The sequence below is a fragment of the Bradyrhizobium daqingense genome (assembly GCF_021044685.1).
GTDB classification, from domain to species: Bacteria; Pseudomonadota; Alphaproteobacteria; order Rhizobiales; family Xanthobacteraceae; genus Bradyrhizobium; species Bradyrhizobium daqingense.
The window spans coordinates 2,096,428-2,120,470 of record NZ_CP088014.1 but is presented as its reverse complement, the minus strand read 5'-3'; the positions used below and the strand labels follow the sequence as shown (position 1 = coordinate 2,120,470).

The window sequence follows — 24,043 nt, the reverse complement described above, 5'->3', positions numbered from 1 at the left end:
CTCCTCTGATCCGGCAGGGACTGCCGCGGGAGGTCCGCATGGACGCCATTCCGTCGCTCGACGCCTACGAACTCTCCGACCGCTACGACCGCGAGGAAGGCCGCGTTTTCCTCACCGGCACGCAGGCGATCGTTCGCATCGCACTCGATCAGGTCAGGCGCGATCGGGCGCGCGGCCTGAACACCGCGGGCTTCATCTCCGGCTATCGCGGCTCGCCGCTCGGCGGCGTCGATCTCGAACTGTGGCGCATCCAGGAACGGCTCAAGCGGGACCGCATCGAATTCCTCCCCGCCGTGAACGAGGACTTGGCTGCAACCGCCGTGCTCGGCTCGCAGCAGGTCGAGACGCAAGGCGATCGCGAGGTCGATGGCGTGTTCGGGCTCTGGTACGGCAAGGGACCGGGCGTCGACCGCTCCGGCGATGCGCTCAAGCACGGCAACGCCTACGGCTCCTCGCCGCATGGCGGCGTTCTGGTGGTCGCGGGCGACGACCATGGCTGCGTCTCCTCCTCGATGCCACACCAGTCCGACGTCGCCTTCATGAGCTGGTTCATGCCGACGCTGCATCCTACAAGCGTCGGCGAATATCTCGAATTCGGCGAATACGGCTACGCGCTGAGCCGCTTTTCCGGGATGTGGGTCGGCTTCAAGGCGATCTCGGAGATCGTGGAATCGGGCGCATCCGTCGCGCTGCGCCCGCCCCGCGACTTCCGCACGCCCGACTTCACGCCGCCGCCGGGCGGTCTGCACTATCGCTGGCCCGACCTGCCGGGACCGCAGATCGAGGAGCGTCTCGAAGCGAAGAAGCACGCGGTCTACGCCTTCGCGAAGGCCAATCCGATCGATCGCCACATCTACGACATTCCGAACGCGACCTACGGCATCGTCACGACGGGCAAGGCGCATCTCGACCTGATGGAAGCGCTGCGGCTGATGGCCCTCGACGAAGCGGCCTGCCGCAGCATCGGCATCGACATCTACAAGGTCGGCATGGTCTGGCCGCTGGCGCTGCATGACGCCATGGAGTTCGTGAAGGGCAAGCGCGAGATCCTCGTGGTCGAGGAAAAGCGCGGCATCATCGAGAGTCAGTTCAAGGAATATTTCTACGACTATCCCGGCAGCAAGCCCGAGCGCATGGTCGGCAAGCACGACGAGCAAGGCGCGCGGCTGATCTCCTGGATCGGCGAATTGTCGCCGCGCGCGCTCGCGGGCGTGCTTGCGCGCCGTCTCGATCCGATGTTCCCAGGCCTCAATCTCGCCGCACGCGCTGCCGCCTTGATGCCGGAGGCGGCACGCACGATCAACGTCGCCGGCGCGACGCGCACGCCCTATTTCTGCTCGGGATGCCCGCACAACACATCGACGAAGGTGCCGGAAGGATCGAAGGCGCTGGCCGGCATCGGCTGCCATTTCATGGCCAGCTGGATGGACCGCGAGACCTCCTCGCTGATCCAGATGGGCGGCGAGGGCGTGAATTGGGCGGCGTCATCGAAATTCACGGGCCACAGGCACGTCTTTCAGAATCTCGGAGAAGGCACCTATTATCACTCCGGCTCGATGGCGATCCGGCAGGCGATCGCCGCCAAGGCCAACATCACCTACAAGATCCTGTTCAACGACGCCGTCGCAATGACAGGCGGCCAGCCGGTCGACGGGCCCGTCAGCGTGTATGCGATCGCGCACAGCGTCCGCGCCGAAGGCGTTCAGCGCATCGCGCTCGTCTCGGACGATCCCGCGCAGTTCTCGCCGGCGGACCTGCCGGCCGGCGTCACCATTCATCCGCGCGAGGAGATGGACGCGGTGCAGCGCGAGCTGCGCGACGTGCCTGGCGTCTCGGTCCTGGTCTACCAGCAGACCTGTGCCACTGAGAAGCGGCGCCGGCGCAAGCGCGGGCAGATGGCCGACCCAAAGCGCTTCGCCTATATCAACGATCTCGTCTGCGAGGGCTGCGGCGATTGCTCGGTCGAGTCAAACTGCCTCAGCGTCGAGCCGAAGGAGACACCGTTCGGCCGCAAGCGCCAGATCAATCTCTCGGCCTGCAACAAGGACTTTTCCTGCCTCAATGGCTTCTGTCCCAGCTTTGTCACGGTCGAGGGCGCGACGCGCCGGAAGAAGGCTGCGAGCCAGATCGACCCGGTCGGCCGCGCCGCGACGCTTCCCCTGCCCGCTTCCGCGATGCTCGACCGGCCCTACGATCTGTTGGTGACTGGCGTCGGCGGCACCGGCGTGATCACGGTCGGCGCACTGATCGGCATGGCCGCGCATCTCGAACGCCGCGGCGTGTCGGTGCTGGACTTTACCGGCTTCGCGCAAAAATTCGGGCCGGTGCTGAGCTACATCCGGCTTGCCGCCTCTCCCGAAGCGCTGCACCAGGTTCGCATCGACCAAGGCGCGGCCGACGCGCTGATCGGCTGCGACCTCGTCGTCAGCTCCTCGCCGAAGGCCTCCGGCACCTATCGCCGCGGCACACGCGCCGCGGTCAATACCGCGGAAATGCCGACCGGCGACGTCGTCCGCTTCCGCGACGCCGACCTCGCCTCCCCTGCCCGCCTGCACGCGATCGGCCGCGTGATCAGCGAAGGCAATCTCGACACGATCAACGCGAATGCGCTGGCCGAACGGCTGCTCGGCGATGCCGTCTATGCCAACATCATCATGCTGGGCTTTGCCTGGCAGCACGGACTGGTCCCGGTCTCGCTGCAAGCGCTGCTGCGCGCCATCGAGCTCAACGGCGTCACGGTCGAGCGCAACAAGCAGGCGTTCGCCTGGGGCCGCATCGCCGCCGCCGATCCGGATTTTCTGCCGAAGACCGGCGATGCGCCCGCGGTCGAGATGCTCGATCAGCTCATTGATCGCCGCGCCGGCTTCCTCACCGCCTATCAGAACGATGCCTATGCGGCGCGCTATCGGGCGATCGTCGCGAAAGTCCGCCGCGCCGAAGCTGTCCTGGCCAGCGAGGCCTTGACTGATGCGGTCGCCCGCTCGCTGTTCAAGCTGATGGCGTACAAGGACGAGTACGAGGTGGCGCGGCTGCACATGCAGAGCGGTTTCATCGACGAATTGAAGCGAGAGTTCGAGGACGGCTTCAGCATCCAATATCACCTTGCGCCGTCCTTCCTGCCGTCAAGGCGCGACGCACGTGGGCGTCCGCGCAAGCGTGCCTTCGGACAATGGATCCAAAGGCCGCTCGCCATGCTGGCGCGGCTGAAGGGGCTACGCGGCACACCGTTCGATCCGTTCGGCTACGCCGCCGAACGGCGTGCAGAGCGGGAGCTGATCGGCTGGTACGAGCGCCTGATCGACCGCATGCTCGACGAGCTCGATGCTGCGCATCTGACTGATCTCATTGTCGTGGCCAAGGCCCCCATGAACATCCGCGGCTACGGGCCGGTGAAAGAGGCGGCGATCGCGTCTGTCAAAGCGGAGGTCGAAACCCTGCTGGCGCGGCGGATGACGGCGCGGGCAGCCTGACCACCGCGCCGCTCACGCATAGGGATTGATCAGCTTCTGCTGCTCGGCGCTGTGATGCACGAGCATGTCGATGAAGGTCCTGACTTTCGCCGACAGATGATGGCGGTGGGGATAGACCGCGTTCATCGACATCTCGACCGGGCGATATTCCGGCAGGAGCCGGACGAGGTGACCGGCGTCGAGATCGCCCTGGACGAGGAACCCGGCCATCATGCAGACGGCAGCGCCCTCCAGTGCCACCTGCCGCAGCGCCTCCCCGCTATTGGTGACGAAGCGGCCCGAGACGCGCACCGAGGCCGGAGCCCCCTTGCGGTCGAAAAAGCGCCATTCGTCGCCGAAGGGAAAGTTCAGGTGCCGAGCGCAATTGTGCGCGGTGAGCTCGTCGAGCTTCTGAACGCGACCGTGCCGCTCGAGATAATCGTGCGAGCAGCACAGCACGTGTCGCCAGGTGGCGAGACTGCGGACGATCAGGCTTGAATCCGGCGGCGCAGTCATGCGCAGGGCAACGTCATAGCCTTCCTCGATGAGATCGACTTCGGCCTCGCCCATGCGTAGGTCGATCTTGAGATCCGGATAGGTCGACAGCAACTGCGCCACCACCGGCGCGGCGAACGGCACCATATGCGTGGCGACGTGGATGCGCAGCGTGCCGCGGGGCACCGATTGCAATTCGCTCGCGATGTCATCCGCCTGTTCGAGATCGCCGAGGATCTGCGTGGCGCGGTCGTAATAGGCCTTGCCGATCTCGGTGAGGCTGACCCTGCGCGTGGTGCGGTTGAGCAGCCGCACGCCGAGCCGGTCCTCCAACGCCTGGACGTGGTTGCTCACCATGGTGGTCGACATGTTCAGCTTGCGGGCGGCTGCCGAAAAGCCGCCGGTTTCAACGACCCGGGCGAAAGCGGTCAGGCTGGTAAAGCGGTCCAAGGTGCGAGGCTCCGATTATCCACTCCTACTGGATAATTCTTCCATAAATGAGGGAATTATCACAGCCGCCTGGACAACGCATCTTACGCCCATCCACGGCGCACTTTTTAGAACGGGGCGTCCGGGAATTTTTTCGAGGATGCCATGTCGAACGCCTCTTATGTCGCTGAAACCAATGAACAAACCAGCCTTCGCCCGTCCCGCCAGGCGATCAAGCGCGCAGCCGTTGGCCTGGCACTGGCGCTCGGCGCAGCAGTCGCCGGCCACTACGGCTATGACTATTGGACCACCGGCCGCTATCTCGAAGCCACCGACGACGCCTATGTGAAGGCCGACTCCACGATCATCGCCCCCAAAGTTTCCGGCTACATCGCGAAGGTGCTGGTCGGCGACAACGAGAAGGTCAAGGCAGGGCAGCCGCTGGCCAAGATCGACGATCGTGACTTCAAGGCAGCACTGGACCAGGCCCGCGCCGATGTCGCCGCCGGCGAAGCGTCGGTGCGCAACATCGATGCGCAGCTCGAATTGCAACAGCCGATCATCGCACAGAGCACCGCCGACGTGGCTGCGGCGGACGCTAATCTGAAATTCGCGCAGGAGGAGCGCGCCCGCTACGACGATCTCATGAAGTCGGGCTCGGGCACGATCCAGCGCGCGCAGCAGACCGACGCGGCGCTCCGCGCCAGCAGCGCCCAATTGCAGCACGCGAAATCGGGTCTCCTGGCGGCGCAGCGCAAGGTCGACGTGCTCACCACCCAGCGCGCGCAGGCGACGGCCCAGCTCGACCGCGCCCGCGCGGTGGCGCAGCAGGCGGCGCTGAACCTGTCCTACACCGAGATCACCGCGCCGGTCGACGGCACGGTCGGCGCACGCAGCTTGCGCGTCGGCCAGTACGTGCAGGCCGGCACCCAGCTCATGGCCGTGGTGCCGCTCGATGCGGTCTATGTCGTTGCGAATTTCAAGGAGACTCAACTCACGCATATGCGCCCCGGCCAGCCGGTCGAGCTGCGCGTCGACAGCTTCCGCAGCCAGCCGCTGCGCGGCCATATCGACAGCCTGTCGCCGGCGAGCGGGCTCGAATTCGCGCTGCTGCCGCCGGACAACGCCACCGGCAATTTCACCAAGATCGTGCAGCGCGTCCCGGTGAAGATCGTGCTCGACGACCACGAACTCACAGGTCTGTTGCGGCCCGGCATGTCGGCGGTGCCGACCGTCGACACCAAGGCGACGGTGCTGGCCGAACGCGAGACGACCAGGCGCCTCGCCAACAATACGTCCCGCCCGCACGGCGGCTGAAGCTGACGAGGCTGTCATGAGCACGCTCCAACCCACCCAGAACGCCGCAGCCAGCCTCCCCGCCCCTGCTCCGCCCGCGACGCCGGCGGTTTCCGCGAGAACATGGATCGCGGTGATCGGCGCGACGCTCGGCGCCTTCATGGCGGTGCTGAACATCCAGATCGTCAATGCTTCGCTCGCCGACATCCAGGGTGCGATCGGCGCCGGCATTGACGACGGCGGCTGGATCTCGACGTCCTATCTGGTCGCCGAGATCGTGGTGATCCCGCTGTCGGGTTGGCTGACGCAGGTGTTCTCGATCCGGATCTATCTCCTCACCAACGCGGTCCTGTTCCTGGCCCTGTCGGCGGCCTGCGCGCTGGCGCAGGATCTGTCACAGATGATCGTGCTGCGCGCGGTGCAGGGCTTCACCGGCGGCGTGCTGATCCCGATGGCCTTCACCTTGATCATCACGCTGCTGCCGCGGGCCAAGCAGCCGGTCGGCCTTGCATTGTTCGCGCTGTCGGCGACGTTCGCGCCCGCGATCGGACCGACAATCGGCGGTTATCTCACCGAGAATTTCGGCTGGCAGTACATCTTCTACGTCAACCTCGTGCCGGGCGCGGTCATGGTCGGCATGCTCTGGTACGCGCTCGACGCAAAACCGATGAAGCTGTCGCTGCTGCGCGAGGGCGATTGGGCCGGCATCATCACCATGGCGATCGGCCTGTCCGCGCTCCAGACCGTGCTGGAGGAAGGCAACAAGGACGACTGGTTCGGCTCGCCGTTCATCGTGAAACTGTCGGTGATCGCGGGCATTGCGCTGGCCGCGTTCCTCATCATCGAGCTCACGGGGAAGAAGCCGCTTCTGAACCTGCGTCTGCTCGCTCGCCGCAATTTCGGCTTCGGCATGCTCGCGAACTTCCTGCTCGGCATCGCGCTTTACGGCTCGGTGTTCATCCTGCCGCAATATCTGGCGCGCATCCAGGGTTACAATGCCGAGCAGATCGGTATGGTGCTGGCCTGGACCGGGCTGCCCCAGCTCGTCCTGATCCCGCTCGTGCCGCGTCTGATGCAGAAATTCGATGCGCGGATCGTGATCGGCATCGGCTTCGTGCTGTTCGCGGCCTCCAACTTCATGAATATCTACATGACAAGCAATTACGCCGCCGACCAGCTGCTGTGGCCGAACGTGGTCCGTGCGATCGGGCAGGCGCTGGTCATGGCGCCGCTGTCGGCGGTGGCGACGGCGGGTATCGAGCCGGAGAATGCAGGCTCGGCATCCGGCCTGTTCAACATGATGCGCAACCTCGGCGGCGCCGTCGGCATCGCGCTCCTTCAGACCGTGCTGACCAAGCGCGAGCAGTATCACTCCAACGTGCTGATGCAATCGGTCTCGGTGTTCGAACAGGCGACGCGCACACGGCTGGAGCAGCTCACCCAGTATTTCATCAATCACGGCGTCCTCGACCATGCAGATGCGGCGCGCCGCGCCTATGTCGCGATCGGCCGTATCGTGCAGAAGCAGGCCTATATCCTCGCCTTCAGCGACACCTTCTACCTGCTCGGGATGGCGCTGATCGTTGCCCTGGTCGCGGTCCTCTTCCTGAAGAAGTCCGGCCAGATGTCCGCCGGCGGAGCCCACTGATTTCAGCCCAACAACGGAGAACGACGATGAAGCCCCGCATGAACTACTATCAGGCCGCGCCCGACACGATCAAAGCGCTGATGGCGCTGGAGGCGCAGATCCAGTCGACGGGCCTGGAGAAATCACTGATCGAGCTGGTCAAGATCAGGGCCTCGCAGATCAACGGCTGCGCCTATTGCATCAACATGCACAGCGAGGACGCCCGCAAACGCGGCGAGACCGAGCAGCGCATCTACCTGCTCGACGCCTGGCGGGAATCCCCGCTCTATTCCGACCGCGAGCGCGCCGCGCTGGCCTGGACGGAATCGGTGACGCTGATTTCGCAGACGCGCGCCCCTGAGGACGTTTACGAGCAGGTCCGCGCGCAGTTCTCCGAGGAGGAGACGGTGAACCTGACGATGCTGATCGCCGCCATCAACGCCTGGAACAGGATCGCGATCGCGTTCCGCGCAGTGCATCCGGTGAAGGTGAAGGCGTCGGTGGCATAGGGCAACCACATCGACACAAAAACAAGCCGTCATGCGCGGGCTCGACCCGCGCATCCATCCAAAAGAACGTCTGAGTCGCGATGGATTGCCGGGTCAAGCCCGGCAATGACAAATTAGACCGCCGTCGCCTTGGCGAACTCCACATAGATCTCGCGCAGACGTGTTGCCATCGGGCCGGGCTTGCCATCGCCGATCTTCTTGCCGTCGATCGCAACGATCGGCTGGACGAACAATGAGGCCGACGTGGCGAAGGCTTCCTTCGCTGCCAGCGCCTCGGCGACCGTGAAGGAGCGCTCCTCGACTCGGAGCTGGCGCTCTTCCGCAAGCGCTACTACGGCCTTGCGGGTACAGCCGGGTAGGATCGCATTGGAGTTCTTGCGGGTGACGATGACGTCGTCCTTGGTGAGGATGAACGCCGAGGACGAGCCGCCTTCGGTGACATAGCCGTCTTCCAGCATCCAGGCTTCGCCGGCGCCGGCTTCCGCCGCGGCCTGCTTCGCCAGCACCTGCGCCAGCAGCGCCACGCTCTTGATGTCGCGCCGTTCCCAGCGGATGTCGGGCACGGTGATCACGTTGATGCCGGACTTCGCCGCGGCGGCGTTGATGATGTCCTTCTCCGAAGTGAACATCACCAGGCTCGATTTGACGTCCCCCTTGGGAAACGCGAAGTCGCGGCCCTTATCGGCCCCGCGCGTGACCTGGAGATAGACCAGGCCGTTCTCGACCTTGTTGCGCGCGATCAGCTCCTTCTGCAGCTCGGTGATGCGTTCGACCGTCTCGGGCAGCCTCAAGCTGATCTCGCCGACGGAACGCTCGAGCCGCGCCAGATGTGAGGCATTGTCGACCAGCTTGCCGTCGAGCACGGCCGAAACCTCGTAAATGCCGTCGGCGAACAGGAAGCCGCGGTCGAGGATCGAGACTTTCGCATCCGAAAGCGGGACGAATGAGCCGTTGACGTAGGCGATCGAGTCCAAGGCAAGTCTCCTGGCAGGAAGGGGGATTCCTGCCGGTATACGGGATTTGGTGAGGCCGATAAACCCTCGATCCGTCATGCCGGGGCGTTCGCGAAGCGACTGAACCCGGAATCTCGAGATTCCGGGTTCGATGCTTCGCATCGCCCGGAATGACGACTCAGTCAGTGCGACAGGATCTTCGACAAGAACTTCTGCGCGCGGTCGCTGCGTGGCTTACCGAAGAAGTCGTCCTTCGCGGCGTCCTCGACGATCTCGCCGCGGTCCATGAAGATGACGCGGTTGGCGACCTTGCGGGCAAAACCCATCTCATGGGTGACGACCATCATGGTCATGCCTTCGCGGGCGAGATCGACCATGACGTCGAGCACTTCGCTGACCATCTCAGGATCGAGCGCGGAGGTCGGCTCGTCGAACAGCATCACGATCGGATCCATCGCGAGCGCGCGCGCGATGGCGACGCGCTGCTGCTGCCCGCCGGAGAGCTGCGCCGGGAATTTCTGCGCCTGCTCCTTCAACCCGACGCGCTCCAGAAGCTGCATGCCCTTTGTCACCGCCTTGTCGTGCGATCGGCCCAGCACCTTCTCCTGCGAGAGGCAGAGATTGTCGATGATCTTGAGGTGCGGAAACAGCTCGAAATGCTGGAACACCATGCCCACGCGCGAGCGCAGCTTCGGCAGATTGGTCTTGGGATCGTTGACCTTGGTGCCGTCGACCAGGATGTCGCCGCTCTGGAACGGCTCCAGCGCGTTGACACATTTGATCAGCGTTGACTTGCCCGAGCCCGAGGGGCCGCAGACCACGACCACCTCGCCCTTGGTGACACTGGTAGTGCAGTCGGTCAGCACCTGGAAGCTCGGCGTGTACCATTTGTTGACGTGGCTGATTTCGATCATGAGCGGCTAGCCCTAGCGGATGATGGCGATGCGCGCCTGCAGACGGCGGACGCCGTAGGACGCGATACAGGAAATGGTGAAGTAGACGACGGCTGCGAACAGGTACATTTCAACCAGGCGCCCGTCGCGCTGCGCCACCTTGCTCGCCGCTCCCAGGAAGTCGGTGATCGAGAGCACGTAGACCAGCGACGTGTCCTGGAACAGCACGATGGTCTGCGTGATCAGCACCGGCAGCATGTTGCGGAAGGCCTGCGGCAGCACGACGTAACGCATGGTCTGGGCGTAGGTCAGGCCCAGCGCGCTGGCTGCGGCCGGCTGTCCGCGCGAGATCGACTGGATGCCGGCACGCATGATCTCGGAGAAGTAGGCCGCCTCGAACATGATGAAGGTGATGAGCGAGGAGGCGAAGGCGCCGACGCTGATCGGACGCGAGGCACCGGTCACCCACTGCCCGATATAGGGCACCAGGAAGTAGAACCAGAAGATGACCAACACCAGCGGCAGCGAGCGCATGAAGTCGACATAGACCCCGGCGATGCGGCCAAGGATCTTAAAGCCGGAGAGCCGCATCAGGGCGAGCGCCGTGCCGAAGATGAGGCCGCCGAGGGCTGCAAGGCCGGTCAGCGTCAGCGTGAACGTCATGCCCTCGTAGAACAGATAGGGCAGCGCGCGGCGGATGACGTCGAAATCGAGATTGCCGAACATGGCTCATTTCCCCGTGATGTAGCCGGGGATCGCGACCCAGCGTTCGAGGAAGCGCATCGCGGTCACGACGACGGCGTTGACGAGGAGGTAGAGGATGGTCGCGGCGGTAAAGGCTTCGAACACCTGGAACGAGAATTCCTGCATCGAGCGCGCCTGCCCGGTCAGCTCAAGCAAACCGATGGTGATCGCCACCGCGGTATTCTTGATGGTGTTGAGGAATTCGGAGGTCAGCGGCGGCAGGATGATGCGGAAGGCCATCGGCAGCAGCACGTAGCGATAGCCCTGCGCGGTGGTCAGGCCCAGCGCCGTTGCGGCCATCTTCTGCCCGCGCGGCAGCGAGCCAATGCCGGCCTGCAGTTGCACGGCAACGCGTGCTGACATGAAGAAACCAACGCCGATCGCCGCGGTCCAGAACGGCGCGTTCGGCAGCTGTTTCAGCCAGGTGCCGGCGCCCTTCGGCAGCAGTTCCGGCAGCACGAAGAACCACAGGAAGAGCTGCACAAGCAGCGGCATGTTGCGGAAGAATTCGACATAGGCAAAGCCGAACCAGTTCGCACCCTTCGACGGCAGCGTGCGCATCACGCCGACGAGCGAGCCGGTGATCAGCGCGATGACCCAGGCCAGCGCCGCGGTCTTGAGGGTCAGCGCCAGTCCCGACAGCAGCATGTCGAGATAGGTACCGGTCCCCATCGGGTTCGGCTGGAAAAAGATTCCCCAGTTCCAGTTGTAGTTCACGTGTCCCCCGCGCGAACGCGCCCGTCATTGGGCGACTTGAGCAGTCTTCAGAGAAGTCCTAGACGCCTATGCAAATGTCCGGCCACCCCTGTGTCAAGAGTGGCCGGACATGATTCCGATCGAAAGATCGAGGTCTGTCTTACTTATAATCGTCCGGATTCGGCGAATCAGTCGGCTTGGCGAACTCGTTCTTCAGCTCGGCCGAGATCGGCGTATTCAGGTTCAGGCCCTTCGGCGGAATCTTCTGGGTGAACCACTTCTCGTAGATCTTCTGGGCTTCGCCCGACGTATAGAGCGCCGCGGTCGCCGCATCGACCACCTTCTTGAAGGCGGGGTCATCCTTGCGCAGCATGATGCCGTAGGGCTCAGGCTTGGAGAACGCGTCCTTGGAGACGGCGTAGTCGTCCGGATTCTTCGAGCCGGCGACGAGGCTGGCCAGCAGAATGTCGTCCATGACGAAGGCCACCGCGCGGTCGGTCTCGACCATCAGGAAGGCTTCGGCGTGGTCCTTGGCCGGAATGATGTTGGCGCCGAGGCCCTTGGCGACATTGGCTTCGGTGAGCTGCTTGATATTGGTGGTGCCGGCCGTCGAGACCACCGTCTTGCCCTTGAGGTCGTCGATCGACTTGAGGCCGCTCGACTTCTTGAAGACGTAGCGGCTGGCGGTCAGGAAGTGGGTGTTGGTGAAGGAGACCTGCTTCTGGCGCTCGGCATTGTTGGTGGTCGAACCGCATTCGAGGTCGATCGTGCCGTTCGCCATCAGCGGGATGCGGGTCGCCGAGGTCACCGGGTTGAGCTTGACCTCGAGCTTGTCGAGCTTGAGCTCCTTCTTCACGGCGTCGACGATCTTGTAGCAGATGTCCATCGCGAATCCGACGGGCTTCTGGTTGTCGTCGAGATAGGAGAACGGGATCGAGGAGTCGCGGAAGCCGAGCGTGATCGCGCCGGTGTCCTTGATGTTCTTCAACGTGCCGGTCAGCTCCTGGGCCCCGGCCTGGCTGACGACGAAGGTCGCGGCAAGCGCGAGCCCGATGTGACGGAAATGTTTCACTTTTCTCTTCCCCTTTCGGATGATGCGGCCCGGATGCAAGCACAAATCGGGCCGGATTAGAATGTGACTTTCGACTGGATCGAAGGCTCAGGTTAACGGGCCTGTTAGCGGGTCTTGCAACTCGCCGAGATCCCAGAACAGCCCCGCCATCACCGTCAAGGCCTCTTCGGTCAATGGCAGCAGGATGTGCTCATTGGGCGCATGCTGGGAGCAGCCGGGATAGGAGTGCGGCACCCAGATCGTCGGCAGGCCCAGGATCTCGGAAAACACGTCGTTGGGCAGCGAGCCGCCGAAATTCGGCAGCACGGCCGGCGCCTTGCCGGTGGTCTGCAGCACCGAATCCGCCGCCCATTTGATCCAGGGGCTGTCGAAGTCCGTGCGCGATGCAGCAAAGCTCTGCGCCGCCCGCACTTCGATCATCGGAAACCCCTTTGCGACCAGATGCGCGCGGATGGCCTCGATCAGGCCCTCGATCTTGGTCCCGACCACGAAACGCAGTTGCAGCACGGCATTGGCATGGCCGGGAATGGCGTTCGCCGGCTTCTCGATATTGCCCGACGACATCGCCAACACTTCCAGCGTATTCCAGGCGTAGAGCCGCTCGGCCGCCGACAGGCCCTCCTCGCCCCAATTCTCCGCCAGCGCTGGCTCGTCCGCGCTCGGCACCACCTCGACGTCGGCGAGATAGGCGCGGATTTGGTTGGTGAGGCGGGGCGGCTTCAAGGCATCGAGCTGGAGCCGGCCGTGGCCGTCGACCAGCGTGGAGATCGCGTTGACCAGGATGGTCGCGGGGTTAGCCAGCACGCCGCCCCAATTTCCGGAATGGTGACCGCCATCGCGCAGATTTACGTCGAGATGAATGCGGATGCCGCCACGACAGCCGAGGAACAGCGTCGGCCGATCGGCGGACAGGCGCGGCCCGTCGGAGGCCATGAACAGGTCGGCCTTGAGCGCATCGCGATTGAGATCGCAGACCTTGCCGAGATCGGGCGAGCCGATCTCCTCGCCCATCTCGACGATGAACTTGGCGTTGAAACCGAGCTTGCCGCCGCGGGCATCCCGCACGGCGCGCAGCGCCGCCATGTTGATGCTGTGCTGGCCCTTGTTGTCGGCGGTGCCGCGGCCATAGAGGCGCGTGCCCGCAACCGTGGTGCGCCAGGGATCGCGGCCATCGCGCCACTCGCCCTCCATGCCGTCGACGACGTCGCCATGGCCGTAGATCAGCACGGTCGGCGCGGACGCACCCTCGTGATGCTCGGCAAACAGAAACGGCGCCTTGCCGCTCGGGGATTCCACGATACGGCTGGAAAAATCCAGCGCGGCGAAAGCCGGCTGCATCTCCTGTTCCAGATAAGCGCGCAGTTCAGTGCCGCGCGACGGATTCTGGCTTTCAGTTCGGTACGCGACGCGGCGGTCGAGCTCGGAAAGAAACGCACCGGAGGTGAAATCCTCACGGGCACGGGCAATGGCATCAGCTCTGGTCATGGCTTGCATTTCGAGGTTCGGAGGCGAAGGACACTACCCGAGACGGGGAGGTCTTCGAAAGTGGGGGGCTTCGACAGGTCTTGGAGTTCTCTTGGGATTTCGTTCTTGCTCTCTTGAGGTTGGCTTGCCAAGTGCGGCAGCGCCAACGGATTTTGGCCTTGCCAAGGCCGAGACATCCAAGTCTAGGATATGCAAGAACGTCGCCAAGTCGGGGCGCACGTCTACCATTCGAAGAGCGCTCAGTACAGAGTGCCAATCGGTTCAGAGTGCCAAGGGACATCATGGCCAAAGAGATCAGGCTCAACGCCTTTGCGATGAATTGCGTGGCGCACCAGTCACCGGGCCTGTGGACCCACCCGCGCGATCGCACAGCCGACTATAACCGGCTGCCCTACTGGATTGATCTCGCCAAGACATTGGAGCGCGGCCGTTTCGACGGGCTGTTCCTTGCCGACGTGCTCGGGGTCTATGACGTCTATGGCAACAGCCCTGACGCAGCCTTGCGCAATGCGGCGCAGACGCCGTCGAACGAGCCGCTGCTGCTGCTCTCAGCGATGGCGGCAGTGACGCAAAATCTCGGATTCGGCGTCACCAGCAACCTGTCCTTCGAGCCGCCCTATCCGTTCGCACGGCGGATGTCGACGCTCGACCACCTCACCGAGGGCCGGATCGGCTGGAACGTCGTCACCGGCTATCTCGACAGCGCCGCGCGCGGTGCCGGCAAGGACAGGCAAACCGGACATGACGACCGCTACGACATCGCCGACGAATATATGGAGGTGGTCTACAAGCTCTGGGAAGGCAGCTGGGAGGACGACGCCGTGCTGCGCGACCGGGCCCGCGGCATCTTCACCGATCCGGCAAAGGTTCATCGCGTCAATCATGAGGGTACGAATTACCGCATCAACAACACCATTCATCTCAGCGAACCCTCGCCGCAGCGCACGCCGGTGCTGTACCAGGCCGGCACCTCGCCGCGCGGCCGACAATTCGCGGCGCGACACGCCGAATGCGTGTTCATGTCGGGCCCGTCGGCCAAGGTGATCGCGCCGCGCGTCTCGGCGATCCGGCAGGAGGCTGCCGCGCTCGGCCGCAACCCGGCCGAGATCCTGATGTTCTCGATGATGACGATCATCCTCGGACGGACCGAAGCCGAAGCGAAGGAGAAGTACGCCGACTACCGCCGCCACATCAGCCCGGAAGGCGCGCTGGCGCTGATGTCGGGATGGACTGGCGTCGACTTCTCCGGCTACGACCTCGACCAGCAGGTGCGTCACGTCCAGAACGATGCCGGCCGCAGTGCCATGGACAACGTCACCCGCGCCGATCCCGACCGCGTCTGGACCGTGCGTGACGTCATCGAGCATGTCGGCATCGGCGGCGCCGGCCCGGTCGTGGTCGGCACGCCGGAGATGGTCGCGGACAAGATCGAGCAATGGTTCGAAGCAACCGATGTCGACGGCCTCAACGTCGCCTTCGCGATCTCACCCGGGGATTTCGAGGATATCGCCGACATGCTGGTGCCGGAGCTGACCCGGCGCGGACGGTACAAGCCGGGCTACGAGCAGGGCACATTGCGGGAGAAACTGTTCGGCGCGGGCCGCGCAAGGCTAGATGCGCCGCATCCGGCGGCGGGGTATCGCGTGGGGAAGAAGGGGTAGACCCGCTGGCGTCGTCCTGGCGAAGCCAGAACCATGCCAAGGAGGGAGTGTGCCCCTCCGCGTCATTGCGAGCAAAGCGAAGCAATCCAGAAATCCTCCGCGGAAGCAGTCTGGATTGCTTCGTCGCAAGGGCTCCTCGCAATGACGGCCGTGGCGGCAGCCTGCCCCTACACCTTCCCGTCCACCATCACCTCGATCAGCTTCGTCCCCGGCCGGCTGAACGCTGACGAGAGGGTTGCCTTCAGTTCTCGCGGATCGCTGATCTTGATCGCCTCACAGCCGAGCGCCTTGGCGACGCCGGCGAAATCCACCGGCGGATCGACGAAATCCATGCCGACGTAATTGTCATCGCCATGAAAGGCGAGCAGGCGCTGCTTGATGATGCGGTAGCCGCCATTATTGGCGATGACGACGTTGAGCGGCAGCTTGTGATGTGCTGCCGTCCACAGCGACTGAATTGAATACATCGCGCTGCCGTCGCCGGAGAAGCACACCACGGGCCGATCCGGATTGGCGATGCTGGCGCCAACGGACGCCGGCAGGCCCCAGCCGATGCCGCCCGAGGCAAGGCCGTGATAGCCGTAGCGATCGCGGTGCGGCCGCAGCGCCGTCACCTGGCGGCTCGAGGTGAGGCCTTCGTCGACCAGGATGGCATGGTCAGGCATGGCCTCGATCATCTGCAGCACGAGGAAGTCCGGATCGATCGGGGCTCGGCCGGCGCTCTTGCCGACCTGCTCGACCAGCGCGGCGCGGCGCGCAGTCCAATTCTGCGGCGCTAGCTCGGCAAGACGCTGTTTTCCACGTTGCGCCAGCGCAGCGCCGCCCATCTCCTTCAACACCGGGATCAGCGCGCGCAGCGTTTCCTTCACATCCGCCTTCAGCGCGATCTCGGCGCCGTAATTCTTGGCGATCTCCCAATCGACGAGGCCGATCTGCACGATGCCGAGGCCATCCGGCAGCGCATCGACCTCACTATAGACCGACATACGCAGGGGGTCGCCGCCGAGCGCGATCAGGAGATCGTGGGGCGCGAGCGTATCGCGCGCGACCTTCTGCACGCGCGCCAGCGTGCCCACGAAGCTCGGACTTTCGGAGAGGAAATGCGCGCCATAGGGCGTGGAGGATTGGTAAGCCGCAGCGCCCAGTAGCTCCGCGAGCTCCGCAGCTTCCTTGAGCGCATCGCTCTTGACCACCTCGTCCATGGTGACGATCACCGGGCGCTCGGCTTTCAGCAGCCGCGCAGCAAATGCCTTGAGCGCCTCATCCGACGGCTTGGTGCGCGCATCGATGCGGGTGGAGCGGCCGAGATCAATGCCAGCCTCGGAATTGAGGATGTCACCCGGCAGCGAGATGAACACCGGGCCTGTCGGCGGCGTCATCGCGACCTTGGCGGCGCGGCGCACGATGCGCGGCAAATCTTCCAGCCGCGTCACCTCGACCGCCCATTTCACCAGCGGCTCGGCCATGCGCACCAACGGGCCATACAGCACCGGCTCCATCAGGCCATGGCCCTGCTCCTGCTGGCCGGCCGTGAGGATCATCGGCGTGCCCGTGAACTGGGCGTTGTAGAGCGATCCCATCGCGTTGCCGAGACCGGGCGCGACATGAACGTTGCAGGCAACGAGCTTGCCGGAGGCGCGGCTGTAGCCGTCGGCAATCGCGACCACCAGGCTCTCCTGCATCGCCATCACATAGGTCAGATCCGGATGATCTTTCAGCGCATGCATGATCGGCAGTTCGGTGGTGCCGGGGTTGCCGAACAAATGCGTGACGCCCTCGTCCTTGAGCAGCGCGAGAAAGGCGGAGCGGCCGGTGATCTTGTTCTTCATGTTTCCTCCAGGAGCGGGCGTTGCCGCAAGGACCGGCGCATGATGGCCGAAGTCGGAGGACGCGCGCAAGGAAGCGCGATCATGGCTGCGTTGCGCATGGCGGTCTCGTGTCCCGGACGCGGCGCAACGTGAAACGTTGCGACGCAGAGTCGGGACCCAGATTCGCGCTCAGCTCGCTGACGCATGGGTCCCGGCTCTGCGCAGCAGCGTTTCACGCTGCAGCGCGTCCGGGACACGCGAGCGGAACGAACAAGGCTACATCTCCTCGCGCCCCAATTCGAAGAAATCCTCGCCCTTCGCCCGCTTCTTCTTTTTCGAGCGTTGCCAAACCACACCTGGAAAACCCTTCAGCGGCACCAGCGGCTCGCCGGTATAGGCCCATTCCTGCAGCTCTTCGATCGCAATGTGATAGAGCGGCTGCCGACCGGTGCGCGCGTTGAACAGCGCACGCGGGATGTTGACCATGTGCGGACCACGCGGGCGCTCATAGGCGATCGGCGTGCCGCAATGCGAGCAGAAGCTGCGGGTGGTTTTCGTGACCTTGTCCTCGTAGCTTACGAGCGCAATCTTGCCAGCCGCGATGCGGAAGCGTTTCTTCCAGCTTCCGACATAGGTCGCATAGGCTGCGCCATGGGCGCGGCGGCTGGCGGCGGAATGATCGTGCCAGGCCCAACGCGCGGGCACGTCGATCTCGAAGCGGATCTTGCCGCAGAGGCATTGCCCAGTGGCTATACCTGCGGCGGCGGCGGCTTTGGCCATTGTGCCTCCCGTCGTCATTGCGAGCGCAGCGAAGCAATCCAGGCTGCCTCTGCGGAAAGATTCTGGATTGCTTCTGCGCTCGCAATGACGGAGTTTGTGGTGACAGTCGGAGCACCACAATAGCTCCGTGGCCCGGATGGAGCGAAGCGCAATCCGGGAATCGTGCCGCGGGGACGAATCCCGGATTTCGCTGCGCTCCATCCGGGCTACGAAGAAAGGCTACGCCGGCGTCAACTCGTCATACACCGGATAATCCGTGTACCCCTTCGCCTCGCCGCTGTAGAACGTCGCACGGTTGTACGGCGTGATCGGATAGTCGTGCTGAAGGCGGCGCGGCAGATCGGGATTGGAGATGAAGATGCGGCCGAAGGCGATGATGTCGGCGTGTCCCTGGGCGATGGCCGCATTCGCGGTCTCGCCGGTGAAACCGCCGGCGGTCATCAGGACGCCGCTGTAGATCGGGCGGAACAGTACCATCGCCGAGGGCACGTTCTCCCAGTGAACGTCGGCGCGGCCAGCGCCGCTGGAGCGCGGCTCGATGAAGTGAAGATAGGCCAGACCAAGCTTGTCGAGCGCCTTCACGACGTGGGTATAGAGCGGCATCGGGTCGGGCTCGCCGGAATCATTGGCGATGCCGTGAGGCGACAGCCGGACGGCGACGCGGTTGGCGCCCCAGACGTCGATCGCAGCCTGCGTCACCTCGAGCAGCAGCCGCGCGCGGTTCTCGATGGAGCCACCATATTGATCGGTGCGCTGGTTGCTGCGCGATTGCAGGAACTGCTCGAGCAGATAGCCGTTGGCGCCGTGGATCTCGACGCCGTCGAAGCCGGCGGCCAGCGCGTTCCTGGCCCCCTGCCGAAACGCCTCGACGATGTCCTTGACCTCCGCGGTCTCCAGCGCGCGCGGCGTCTCGTAATCGGCGATCTTGCCGTCGACGGTCATCGCCTTCATGCCCTCGGCCCTGATCGGGATCGCCGAGGCCGAGACCGGCAGCGCGCCGCCATGGAACGAGGAATGCGAGACCCGGCCGACATGCCAGAGCTGGAGAAAGATGATGCCGCCCTTGGCATGCACGGCGTCGACCACCTTGCGCCAGCCGGCGATTTGCGCCTCCGAATAGATCCCGGGGGTCGCAGGATTGCCGCGGCCGTGCGAGAGCACCGGCGAGGCTTCGGCGACGATCAGGCCGCCCGGCGTTGCGCGCTGGCCGTAATATTCGGCGTTGAGCGGTCGCGGTGCGAAGGTTTCGCGCTCGGCACGCATGCGCGTCAGCGGCGCCATCGCAACGCGGTGCGCAAGCTTGTACGGGCCGACCTGCAACGGTTTGAACAACGCCTCGAATTTCATGGGGTCCCCGGATGTCTATGAAAGGATGTGGATCATATAGCGAGGGGCGGTCACCGGAAAAGGTGCCGCCCCCAAGTAGATATTCCCTCTCGCGGAAGGCGAGCGAGAACAGATCTTACGCCGTCTTGATCCAGACGGCCTTCACGTTGAGATATTCCTCGACATGCTGCTTGCCGGACTCTCGCCCGTAGCCACTCATCTTGTAGCCGCCGAACGGCACGGCCGGATCCATGGCCTGGTAGCAGTTCACCCACACCGAGCCGGCGCGCAGGCTCTTCGCCACCGCATGCGCCTTGCTGACGTCGCGCGTCCACAGGCCGGAGCCGAGGCCGAACGTCGTGTTGTTGGCTCGCTTGACCAGCTCGTCCATGTCCTTGAACGCGATCGCCGAGATGACGGGCCCGAAGATCTCCTCCTGCGCGATGCGCATGTTGTCCTGGACGCCAGCGAACACCGTCGGCGAGACGAAGAAGCCCTTCGACAGCGCGCCTTCGGTGACGCGGCCGCCGCCGGCAAGGGCCCTGGCGCCCTCCTTCTGACCGATGTCGAGATAGCCGGTGACGCGTTCTAGCTGCTGCTCCGACACCAGCGGCCCGATCTGCGTGTTGGGATCGAGACCGTTGCCGACTTGCAGCTTCTTGCCGAACTCGGCGACGCGGCCGACGAACTCCTCATAGATCGACTGCTCGACGAACAGGCGGGTGCCGGCGCTGCAGATCTGCCCGGAGTTGGCGAACACCGCCATCGCAGCGCCCGGCACCGCCGCATCGAGATCGGCGTCCGCGAACACGATGTCCGGAGACTTGCCGCCAAGCTCCAGCGAGACCCGCTTGAGGTTGCCGGCGGAGGCACGGATGATCGACTGGCCCGTGACATGCGAGCCGGTGAAGGCGACCTTGTCGACGTCGTGATGCGAGGCGAGCGCAGCGCCCGCCGTCTCGCCGTAGCCGGGCACAACGTTGATGACCCCGGGCGGCACGCCCGCTTCCATCGCCAGCTCGGCGATGCGCAGCGAAGTCAGCGGTGCTTCTTCGGCAGGCTTGAGCACCACGGTGCAGCCGGTCGCGATCGCCGGGCCGATTTTCCAGATCGTTGCCGTCAGCGGCCCGTTCCAGGGGATGATGGCGCCGACGACACCGACCGGCTCCTTCAGCGTATAGGAGAAGATCTCGCCGGGGAGCGAATTCTCGATGGTCTCGCCGTGCAGCGCGGTGGTCTGGCCGGCGTAATAACGCAGCATGCCGATGGCGCGGAGACGATAGGCGCGGGTGCGGCTGACGGGAGCGCCCATGTCGAGCGTGTCGAGCTGCGACAATTCGTCGAAATTCTTCTCGACGAGGTCGGCGAGCTTGAGCAGCAGGTTCTGCCGCTCGAACGGCTTCACCTTGCTCCAGGGGCCCTCGAAGGCGCGGCGTGCGGCGGCGACCGCGCGGTCGATGTCTCCCTTGTCGCCTTCGGCGACGGTCGCAAGCAGCTCGCCAGTGGCGGGATTGCGGGTCTCGAACCGCTTGCCTGAGGCAGCGTCGACCCACTTCCCGTCGATCAGCATCTGCTTGTAGGACCCGTTCGCGAACGGATGGCGCGTGATCGGAATAGCCTGCGACACAGCCATGGCTGCACTCCCTGTCAGCTGATTATTGGGTTCGATCTGGGCAGGATCGTTGGTGGCGTAAAGTACAGCGGGGCCGGAGAAGCGTAAAGGCGGCGCGGAACGAAGACCTCCCATGCTGACTTGTGCAGCCTCGCGCGCGGGGCGTGCTATGCTACGGCGAAGCGCAATACTTCGCCGGAGAATCCGCATGTCACATCCCGCCATCGCCGAGGACAACGTTGCTGTGATCACGGGCGGCGCATCCGGCATCGGATTTGCCGCCGCCGCGGCGTTTGCGCGCACCGGCATGAAGGTGTGCATCGCGGATGTCGATCAGGGACGACTGGCCGAGGCTGCAGCAAAACTGTCGCCTAGCGGGGGTGCCGCAGATGTGATGATGTTTGCCGTCGATGTCAGCAAGGCCGACGGCGTGACGGAACTCGAACGCGCCGTGCGCGAGCGCTTCGGCGGGACCGACATCCTGATGAACAATGCCGGCATCCAGCCCGGCAGCACCTTGTTCGCCGAGCCTGACAATTGGCAACGCATCATCGACGTCAACATGTGGGGCATCATCAACGGCTCGCGCATCTTCGCACCGAACATGATCGCGCGCGGCAAGCCGGGCCTCATCATCAACACCGGATCCAAGCAAGGCATCACCACCCCGCCCGGCGATCCCGCCTATAACGTGTCCAAGGCGGGCGTGAAGGCGTTCACCGAAGCGCTCCAGCACGAGCTGCGCAACGCGAAGGACTGCCGCATCACTGCGCATCTGCTCATTCCCGGCTTCGTCTTCACGGGGCTCACCGCGAAAGGCAGCACGGAGAAACCGGCCGGCGCCTGGACGCCGGAGCAGACGATCGAGTTCATGCTGACGCGGCTGGAGGCCGGCGACTTCTATATTCTCTGTCCCGACAATGACGTGCCGCGCGCGCTCGACGAGAAGCGCATGATCTGGGCAGCCGGCGACATCATCGAGAATCGCCCACCGCTGTCGCGCTGGCATCCCGACTTTGCGGATGCGTTCGCGAGGTTCGTGAAGGGAGACTGACTGTCCACCCTAAAGGTGAGGAGCGCCTTTGCGCGTCTCGACTACAGCGTCTCCTGCTTGTGCCCGCAATTCTTGCAGGCGAACTTGACGCGGGTCTGGCCCTTCTCCGCCTGCACCCGGTTCGGCGCGCCGCACTTGCCGCAGACCGCCTCGATGCGGGTGGCGCCCTGCTTGACCACGATGGTCTTCTTTTCCATCGATTCGCGGATCAGGCGCTCGGCCTCCTCACGCAGGGATTGTTTCGACAAAGCTCGTCTCCGCCTCTGGAAAGCGCGAGAGCCATATCGCACCTGCGTGTGAAGCACAATGCGTGACGGATATCTCGGTCCATAAACGTCTTGCGAGATGTGCCTGGACGCAAACGCGGCGGAGCATGTTGCCCCGCCGCTGCGATTCAGTTCCGCTCTCAAGCCGCTTTGGAAACTTCCATCAGCAGCCGCTCGGCCTTGGCATCCTCGATACGATTCACGAGGCGGCTACTCTCGTGATTGTCGCGCACGGTCTTGGTCAACGTGATGCAGGTCTGGATCAGCATGACGATGCCCATGGTGAGATAGCCCTTCATCCAGAGGTCGATCGGCAGGAAGAAGATGCCGATGGCGACGAGGAAGGCGGAGGCTGCGAAGGATGCGTAAGTGAAGCTCACCCACGCGCTGCTGTGGGGCTGGCCATTCTGGTTCATGATGGTCTCCTAATGGTTCAATTGACGATTGGGTTCGAAACGAGTGTTGAGATCAGGCTGCCGGCATGCGCCTGGACTTCAACCGCGCCAGCACGTCATCTGCGGTCGTCTTGAGCCGGGGGCCGAAGCCCTGTTCGGCGAGTCGTTCGGCGGTCGCGAGCGGACCGCTGGCCGCGTCGAGCTCGACCAGGGCATCGTCGGCGGCCTGAGCCTCCATCTGCCGCTCGCGCAGGCGCCTCAGCGTACCCTCCGCCTCCGGCAATGTGGATTCGTAGGGACGTGCCGCCTCGATCCCGCTGCGGCGAAGCGAGCGAACCGCTTCCGAGGCGCGGGCGATACGGCGGCCGCGGTCGAGCTCGGTGATGCGGGCCTGCGCGTTGGCGACATGGCGCTTCAGCCGGGCGATCTCGGTCGCGAACAGCGCGCGCGCCGTCATTGCCGCATCGCGATCAGCTTCGAGAGCCGCGATCGCTTCGGCGGCGTCCTTGGCGAGGTCCTCGCGCCCGCCGTCGAGCGCCGCAACCGCGCGGGTCTCGAGATCGGCGATGCGCGCATTGGTCGTTTCGAGCTTGCGGCCTTCCTGCTGGTCCTGCGCAATCGCCAGCGCCAGCGTGCGCTTGCTGCGGTCGACGGCCGCGGCCGCATCGCGCATCTGTTGGTCGAGGATGAGAAGGGCGGTCCGGTCTTCCAATTCCTCCCCCGCTGCGGCCACGCTGCCGCGGAAAAGGGTCACGACGGTCTTGAACATCTGCAGCTCCCTGTTATGAGCGTTGCTCACAGATGGTTTGTAGCAAGAAACTTGAACATCGTTCAAGAAATATTTGAGCATCGCTCAAGAGTTTGGTTAATGATAAGTAAGGCATTGGAACGGCGAGAGAAATTACGGCTCGAACTGATCAAGGCGGCCGAGCGGATGATTGCGGAGCGGGGGTTGGCGGGCCTGAAGACCCGCGATCTTGCCCGGGAGATCGGGTGCGCCAACGGCGCTGTCTACAATCTCGTTGCTGACGTCGACGAACTCGTCCTGCGCGTCGGCTCGCGCACCCTGCATCGCCTCGACGAAGCCCTCAGCGCGGCGGAACGCGCGGGTGAACCATCGCCCCAGGAAATTCTGGTCCGCACCGCCATCGCCTATTGCGATTTCGCCGCCGAGAATCTCGAGCTCTGGCGCGCACTGTTCGAGCATCGCATGGCGGCTGACAAGGTCCTCCCCGACTGGTCCGTCAACGACCAGCTGCAGCTGTTCCGCCACATCTACCAGCCGCTGGCGCGGCTGTTTCCTGAGCGCGGCCAGGGGGAGCTGAGCATCACCGCCCGCAGCCTGTTCTCGGCGGTGCATGGTATGGTGGCGTTGGGACTGGAGCAGAAGCTGGTCGCCGTGCCGCTGCCGGCGCTGCGCAAGGAGATCGCGGGCCTCGTGCGCGCAATGCTGGATGGACTGGCCGCGCACGGGGCTTAAGGGCCGACGCGGT

General features: G+C 64.4%; 21 protein-coding genes. 7 read left to right on the top strand and 14 right to left on the bottom strand.

Annotation, left to right across the window (positions count from 1 at the left end):
• Positions 1–38: 38 nt before the first annotated feature.
• Positions 39–3,470, top strand: coding sequence for an indolepyruvate ferredoxin oxidoreductase family protein (locus LPJ38_RS10075; RefSeq protein ID WP_145637656.1), 3,432 nt, complete (start codon positions 39–41; stop codon positions 3,468–3,470).
• Between the two features lie 12 nt (positions 3,471–3,482).
• Here LPJ38_RS10075 and LPJ38_RS10070 read toward each other — a convergent pair whose 3' ends face one another.
• Positions 3,483–4,394 carry a LysR family transcriptional regulator gene (locus LPJ38_RS10070; RefSeq protein WP_145637654.1) on the bottom strand — a complete coding sequence of 304 codons (912 nt, stop codon included), beginning with the start codon at positions 4,392–4,394 and terminating at the stop codon, positions 3,483–3,485.
• A 144-nt stretch (positions 4,395–4,538) separates the two neighbouring features.
• Here LPJ38_RS10070 and LPJ38_RS10065 point away from each other — a divergent pair, with 144 nt between their 5' ends.
• Genes LPJ38_RS10065 through LPJ38_RS10055 form a run of 3 tightly spaced genes read left to right on the top strand, consistent with a single transcriptional unit; the run spans position 4,539 to position 7,805 of the window.
• Positions 4,539–5,690, top strand: coding sequence for an HlyD family secretion protein (locus tag LPJ38_RS10065; RefSeq protein WP_145637648.1), 1,152 nt, complete (start codon positions 4,539–4,541; stop codon positions 5,688–5,690).
• A gap of 16 nt (positions 5,691–5,706) precedes the next feature.
• The gene (locus LPJ38_RS10060; RefSeq protein WP_145637640.1) at positions 5,707–7,317 is read left to right on the top strand and encodes an MDR family MFS transporter; all 1,611 of its coding nucleotides are present in this window, start codon (positions 5,707–5,709) and stop codon (positions 7,315–7,317) included.
• Between the two features lie 26 nt (positions 7,318–7,343).
• The gene (locus LPJ38_RS10055) at positions 7,344–7,805 is read left to right on the top strand and encodes a carboxymuconolactone decarboxylase family protein (protein WP_145637638.1); all 462 of its coding nucleotides are present in this window, start codon (positions 7,344–7,346) and stop codon (positions 7,803–7,805) included.
• A gap of 113 nt (positions 7,806–7,918) precedes the next feature.
• On the opposite strand, the gene LPJ38_RS10050 is transcribed toward LPJ38_RS10055, so the two are convergent.
• The 6 genes from LPJ38_RS10050 to LPJ38_RS10025 form a co-directional block, all read right to left on the bottom strand.
• Positions 7,919–8,779, bottom strand: coding sequence for a D-amino-acid transaminase (locus tag LPJ38_RS10050; RefSeq protein ID WP_167520559.1), 861 nt, complete (start codon positions 8,777–8,779; stop codon positions 7,919–7,921).
• A gap of 161 nt (positions 8,780–8,940) precedes the next feature.
• Entirely contained in the window at positions 8,941–9,672 is a 732-nt protein-coding gene (locus tag LPJ38_RS10045; RefSeq protein ID WP_145637632.1) for an amino acid ABC transporter ATP-binding protein, read from the bottom strand.
• A 12-nt stretch (positions 9,673–9,684) separates the two neighbouring features.
• Positions 9,685–10,377 carry an amino acid ABC transporter permease gene (locus LPJ38_RS10040; protein ID WP_145637629.1) on the bottom strand — a complete coding sequence of 231 codons (693 nt, stop codon included), beginning with the start codon at positions 10,375–10,377 and terminating at the stop codon, positions 9,685–9,687.
• A 3-nt stretch (positions 10,378–10,380) separates the two neighbouring features.
• Positions 10,381–11,112, bottom strand: coding sequence for an amino acid ABC transporter permease (locus tag LPJ38_RS10035; RefSeq protein ID WP_145637625.1), 732 nt, complete (start codon positions 11,110–11,112; stop codon positions 10,381–10,383).
• 139 nt (positions 11,113–11,251) lie between these two features.
• Positions 11,252–12,163 (bottom strand): amino acid ABC transporter substrate-binding protein, encoded by a 912-nt coding sequence (locus LPJ38_RS10030; protein ID WP_145637622.1) that lies wholly within the window; start codon positions 12,161–12,163, stop codon positions 11,252–11,254.
• Positions 12,164–12,250: 87 nt separating this feature from the next.
• Positions 12,251–13,648: a M20 family metallopeptidase gene (locus LPJ38_RS10025; protein WP_145637620.1), complete on the bottom strand. Its 1,398-nt coding sequence runs from the start codon at positions 13,646–13,648 to the stop codon at positions 12,251–12,253.
• A gap of 281 nt (positions 13,649–13,929) precedes the next feature.
• On the opposite strand from LPJ38_RS10025, the gene LPJ38_RS10020 reads away from it, so the two are divergent.
• Positions 13,930–15,309: an LLM class flavin-dependent oxidoreductase gene (locus LPJ38_RS10020; RefSeq protein WP_145637615.1), complete on the top strand. Its 1,380-nt coding sequence runs from the start codon at positions 13,930–13,932 to the stop codon at positions 15,307–15,309.
• A gap of 167 nt (positions 15,310–15,476) precedes the next feature.
• Here LPJ38_RS10020 and LPJ38_RS10015 read toward each other — a convergent pair whose 3' ends face one another.
• The 4 genes from LPJ38_RS10015 to LPJ38_RS10000 form a co-directional block, all read right to left on the bottom strand.
• Positions 15,477–17,138, bottom strand: coding sequence for a thiamine pyrophosphate-binding protein (locus LPJ38_RS10015; protein WP_145637610.1), 1,662 nt, complete (start codon positions 17,136–17,138; stop codon positions 15,477–15,479).
• Positions 17,139–17,393: 255 nt separating this feature from the next.
• Positions 17,394–17,897, bottom strand: coding sequence for a GFA family protein (locus LPJ38_RS10010; protein ID WP_145637607.1), 504 nt, complete (start codon positions 17,895–17,897; stop codon positions 17,394–17,396).
• A gap of 219 nt (positions 17,898–18,116) precedes the next feature.
• Positions 18,117–19,244 carry an alkene reductase gene (locus LPJ38_RS10005; protein WP_145637605.1) on the bottom strand — a complete coding sequence of 376 codons (1,128 nt, stop codon included), beginning with the start codon at positions 19,242–19,244 and terminating at the stop codon, positions 18,117–18,119.
• A gap of 115 nt (positions 19,245–19,359) precedes the next feature.
• A complete protein-coding gene (locus tag LPJ38_RS10000) occupies positions 19,360–20,856 on the bottom strand; it encodes an aldehyde dehydrogenase family protein (RefSeq protein WP_145637602.1) in 1,497 nt (498 codons plus the stop codon).
• 187 nt (positions 20,857–21,043) lie between these two features.
• Between LPJ38_RS10000 and LPJ38_RS09995 the strand changes: the two genes are divergently transcribed.
• Positions 21,044–21,889: an SDR family NAD(P)-dependent oxidoreductase gene (locus tag LPJ38_RS09995; protein WP_145637600.1), complete on the top strand. Its 846-nt coding sequence runs from the start codon at positions 21,044–21,046 to the stop codon at positions 21,887–21,889.
• 41 nt (positions 21,890–21,930) lie between these two features.
• Here LPJ38_RS09995 and LPJ38_RS09990 read toward each other — a convergent pair whose 3' ends face one another.
• From LPJ38_RS09990 to LPJ38_RS09980, 3 genes are all read right to left on the bottom strand, one after another.
• The gene (locus tag LPJ38_RS09990) at positions 21,931–22,137 is read right to left on the bottom strand and encodes a hypothetical protein (RefSeq protein WP_008543990.1); all 207 of its coding nucleotides are present in this window, start codon (positions 22,135–22,137) and stop codon (positions 21,931–21,933) included.
• A gap of 158 nt (positions 22,138–22,295) precedes the next feature.
• Positions 22,296–22,571, bottom strand: a complete 276-nt coding sequence (locus LPJ38_RS09985) for a YiaA/YiaB family inner membrane protein (RefSeq protein ID WP_061846546.1) — start codon at positions 22,569–22,571, stop codon at positions 22,296–22,298.
• Positions 22,572–22,623: 52 nt separating this feature from the next.
• A complete protein-coding gene (locus LPJ38_RS09980; RefSeq protein WP_145637597.1) occupies positions 22,624–23,319 on the bottom strand; it encodes a PspA/IM30 family protein in 696 nt (231 codons plus the stop codon).
• Between the two features lie 102 nt (positions 23,320–23,421).
• On the opposite strand from LPJ38_RS09980, the gene LPJ38_RS09975 reads away from it, so the two are divergent.
• On the top strand, positions 23,422–24,030 hold the full coding sequence (locus tag LPJ38_RS09975) for a TetR/AcrR family transcriptional regulator (protein WP_145637831.1): 609 nt from the start codon (positions 23,422–23,424) through the stop codon (positions 24,028–24,030).
• The last annotated feature ends 13 nt before the right edge of the window (positions 24,031–24,043 follow it).

Bases quoted from the DNA above. Each gene is read 5' to 3' on its own strand.
- LPJ38_RS10075 (WP_145637656.1), top strand. From the start codon at position 39: ATGGACGCCATTCCGTCGCTCGACGCCTACGAACTCTCCGACCGCTAC.
- LPJ38_RS10065 (WP_145637648.1), top strand. From the start codon at position 4,539: ATGTCGAACGCCTCTTATGTCGCTGAAACCAATGAACAAACCAGCCTT.
- LPJ38_RS10060 (WP_145637640.1), top strand. From the start codon at position 5,707: ATGAGCACGCTCCAACCCACCCAGAACGCCGCAGCCAGCCTCCCCGCC.
- LPJ38_RS10055 (WP_145637638.1), top strand. From the start codon at position 7,344: ATGAAGCCCCGCATGAACTACTATCAGGCCGCGCCCGACACGATCAAA.
- LPJ38_RS10045 (WP_145637632.1), bottom strand. From the start codon at position 9,672: ATGATCGAAATCAGCCACGTCAACAAATGGTACACGCCGAGCTTCCAG.
- LPJ38_RS10040 (WP_145637629.1), bottom strand. From the start codon at position 10,377: ATGTTCGGCAATCTCGATTTCGACGTCATCCGCCGCGCGCTGCCCTAT.
- LPJ38_RS10025 (WP_145637620.1), bottom strand. From the start codon at position 13,648: ATGACCAGAGCTGATGCCATTGCCCGTGCCCGTGAGGATTTCACCTCC.
- LPJ38_RS10020 (WP_145637615.1), top strand. From the start codon at position 13,930: ATGGCCAAAGAGATCAGGCTCAACGCCTTTGCGATGAATTGCGTGGCG.
- LPJ38_RS10015 (WP_145637610.1), bottom strand. From the start codon at position 17,138: ATGAAGAACAAGATCACCGGCCGCTCCGCCTTTCTCGCGCTGCTCAAG.
- LPJ38_RS10010 (WP_145637607.1), bottom strand. From the start codon at position 17,897: ATGGCCAAAGCCGCCGCCGCCGCAGGTATAGCCACTGGGCAATGCCTC.
- LPJ38_RS10005 (WP_145637605.1), bottom strand. From the start codon at position 19,244: ATGAAATTCGAGGCGTTGTTCAAACCGTTGCAGGTCGGCCCGTACAAG.
- LPJ38_RS10000 (WP_145637602.1), bottom strand. From the start codon at position 20,856: ATGGCTGTGTCGCAGGCTATTCCGATCACGCGCCATCCGTTCGCGAAC.
- LPJ38_RS09995 (WP_145637600.1), top strand. From the start codon at position 21,044: ATGTCACATCCCGCCATCGCCGAGGACAACGTTGCTGTGATCACGGGC.
- LPJ38_RS09985 (WP_061846546.1), bottom strand. From the start codon at position 22,571: ATGAACCAGAATGGCCAGCCCCACAGCAGCGCGTGGGTGAGCTTCACT.
- LPJ38_RS09980 (WP_145637597.1), bottom strand. From the start codon at position 23,319: ATGTTCAAGACCGTCGTGACCCTTTTCCGCGGCAGCGTGGCCGCAGCG.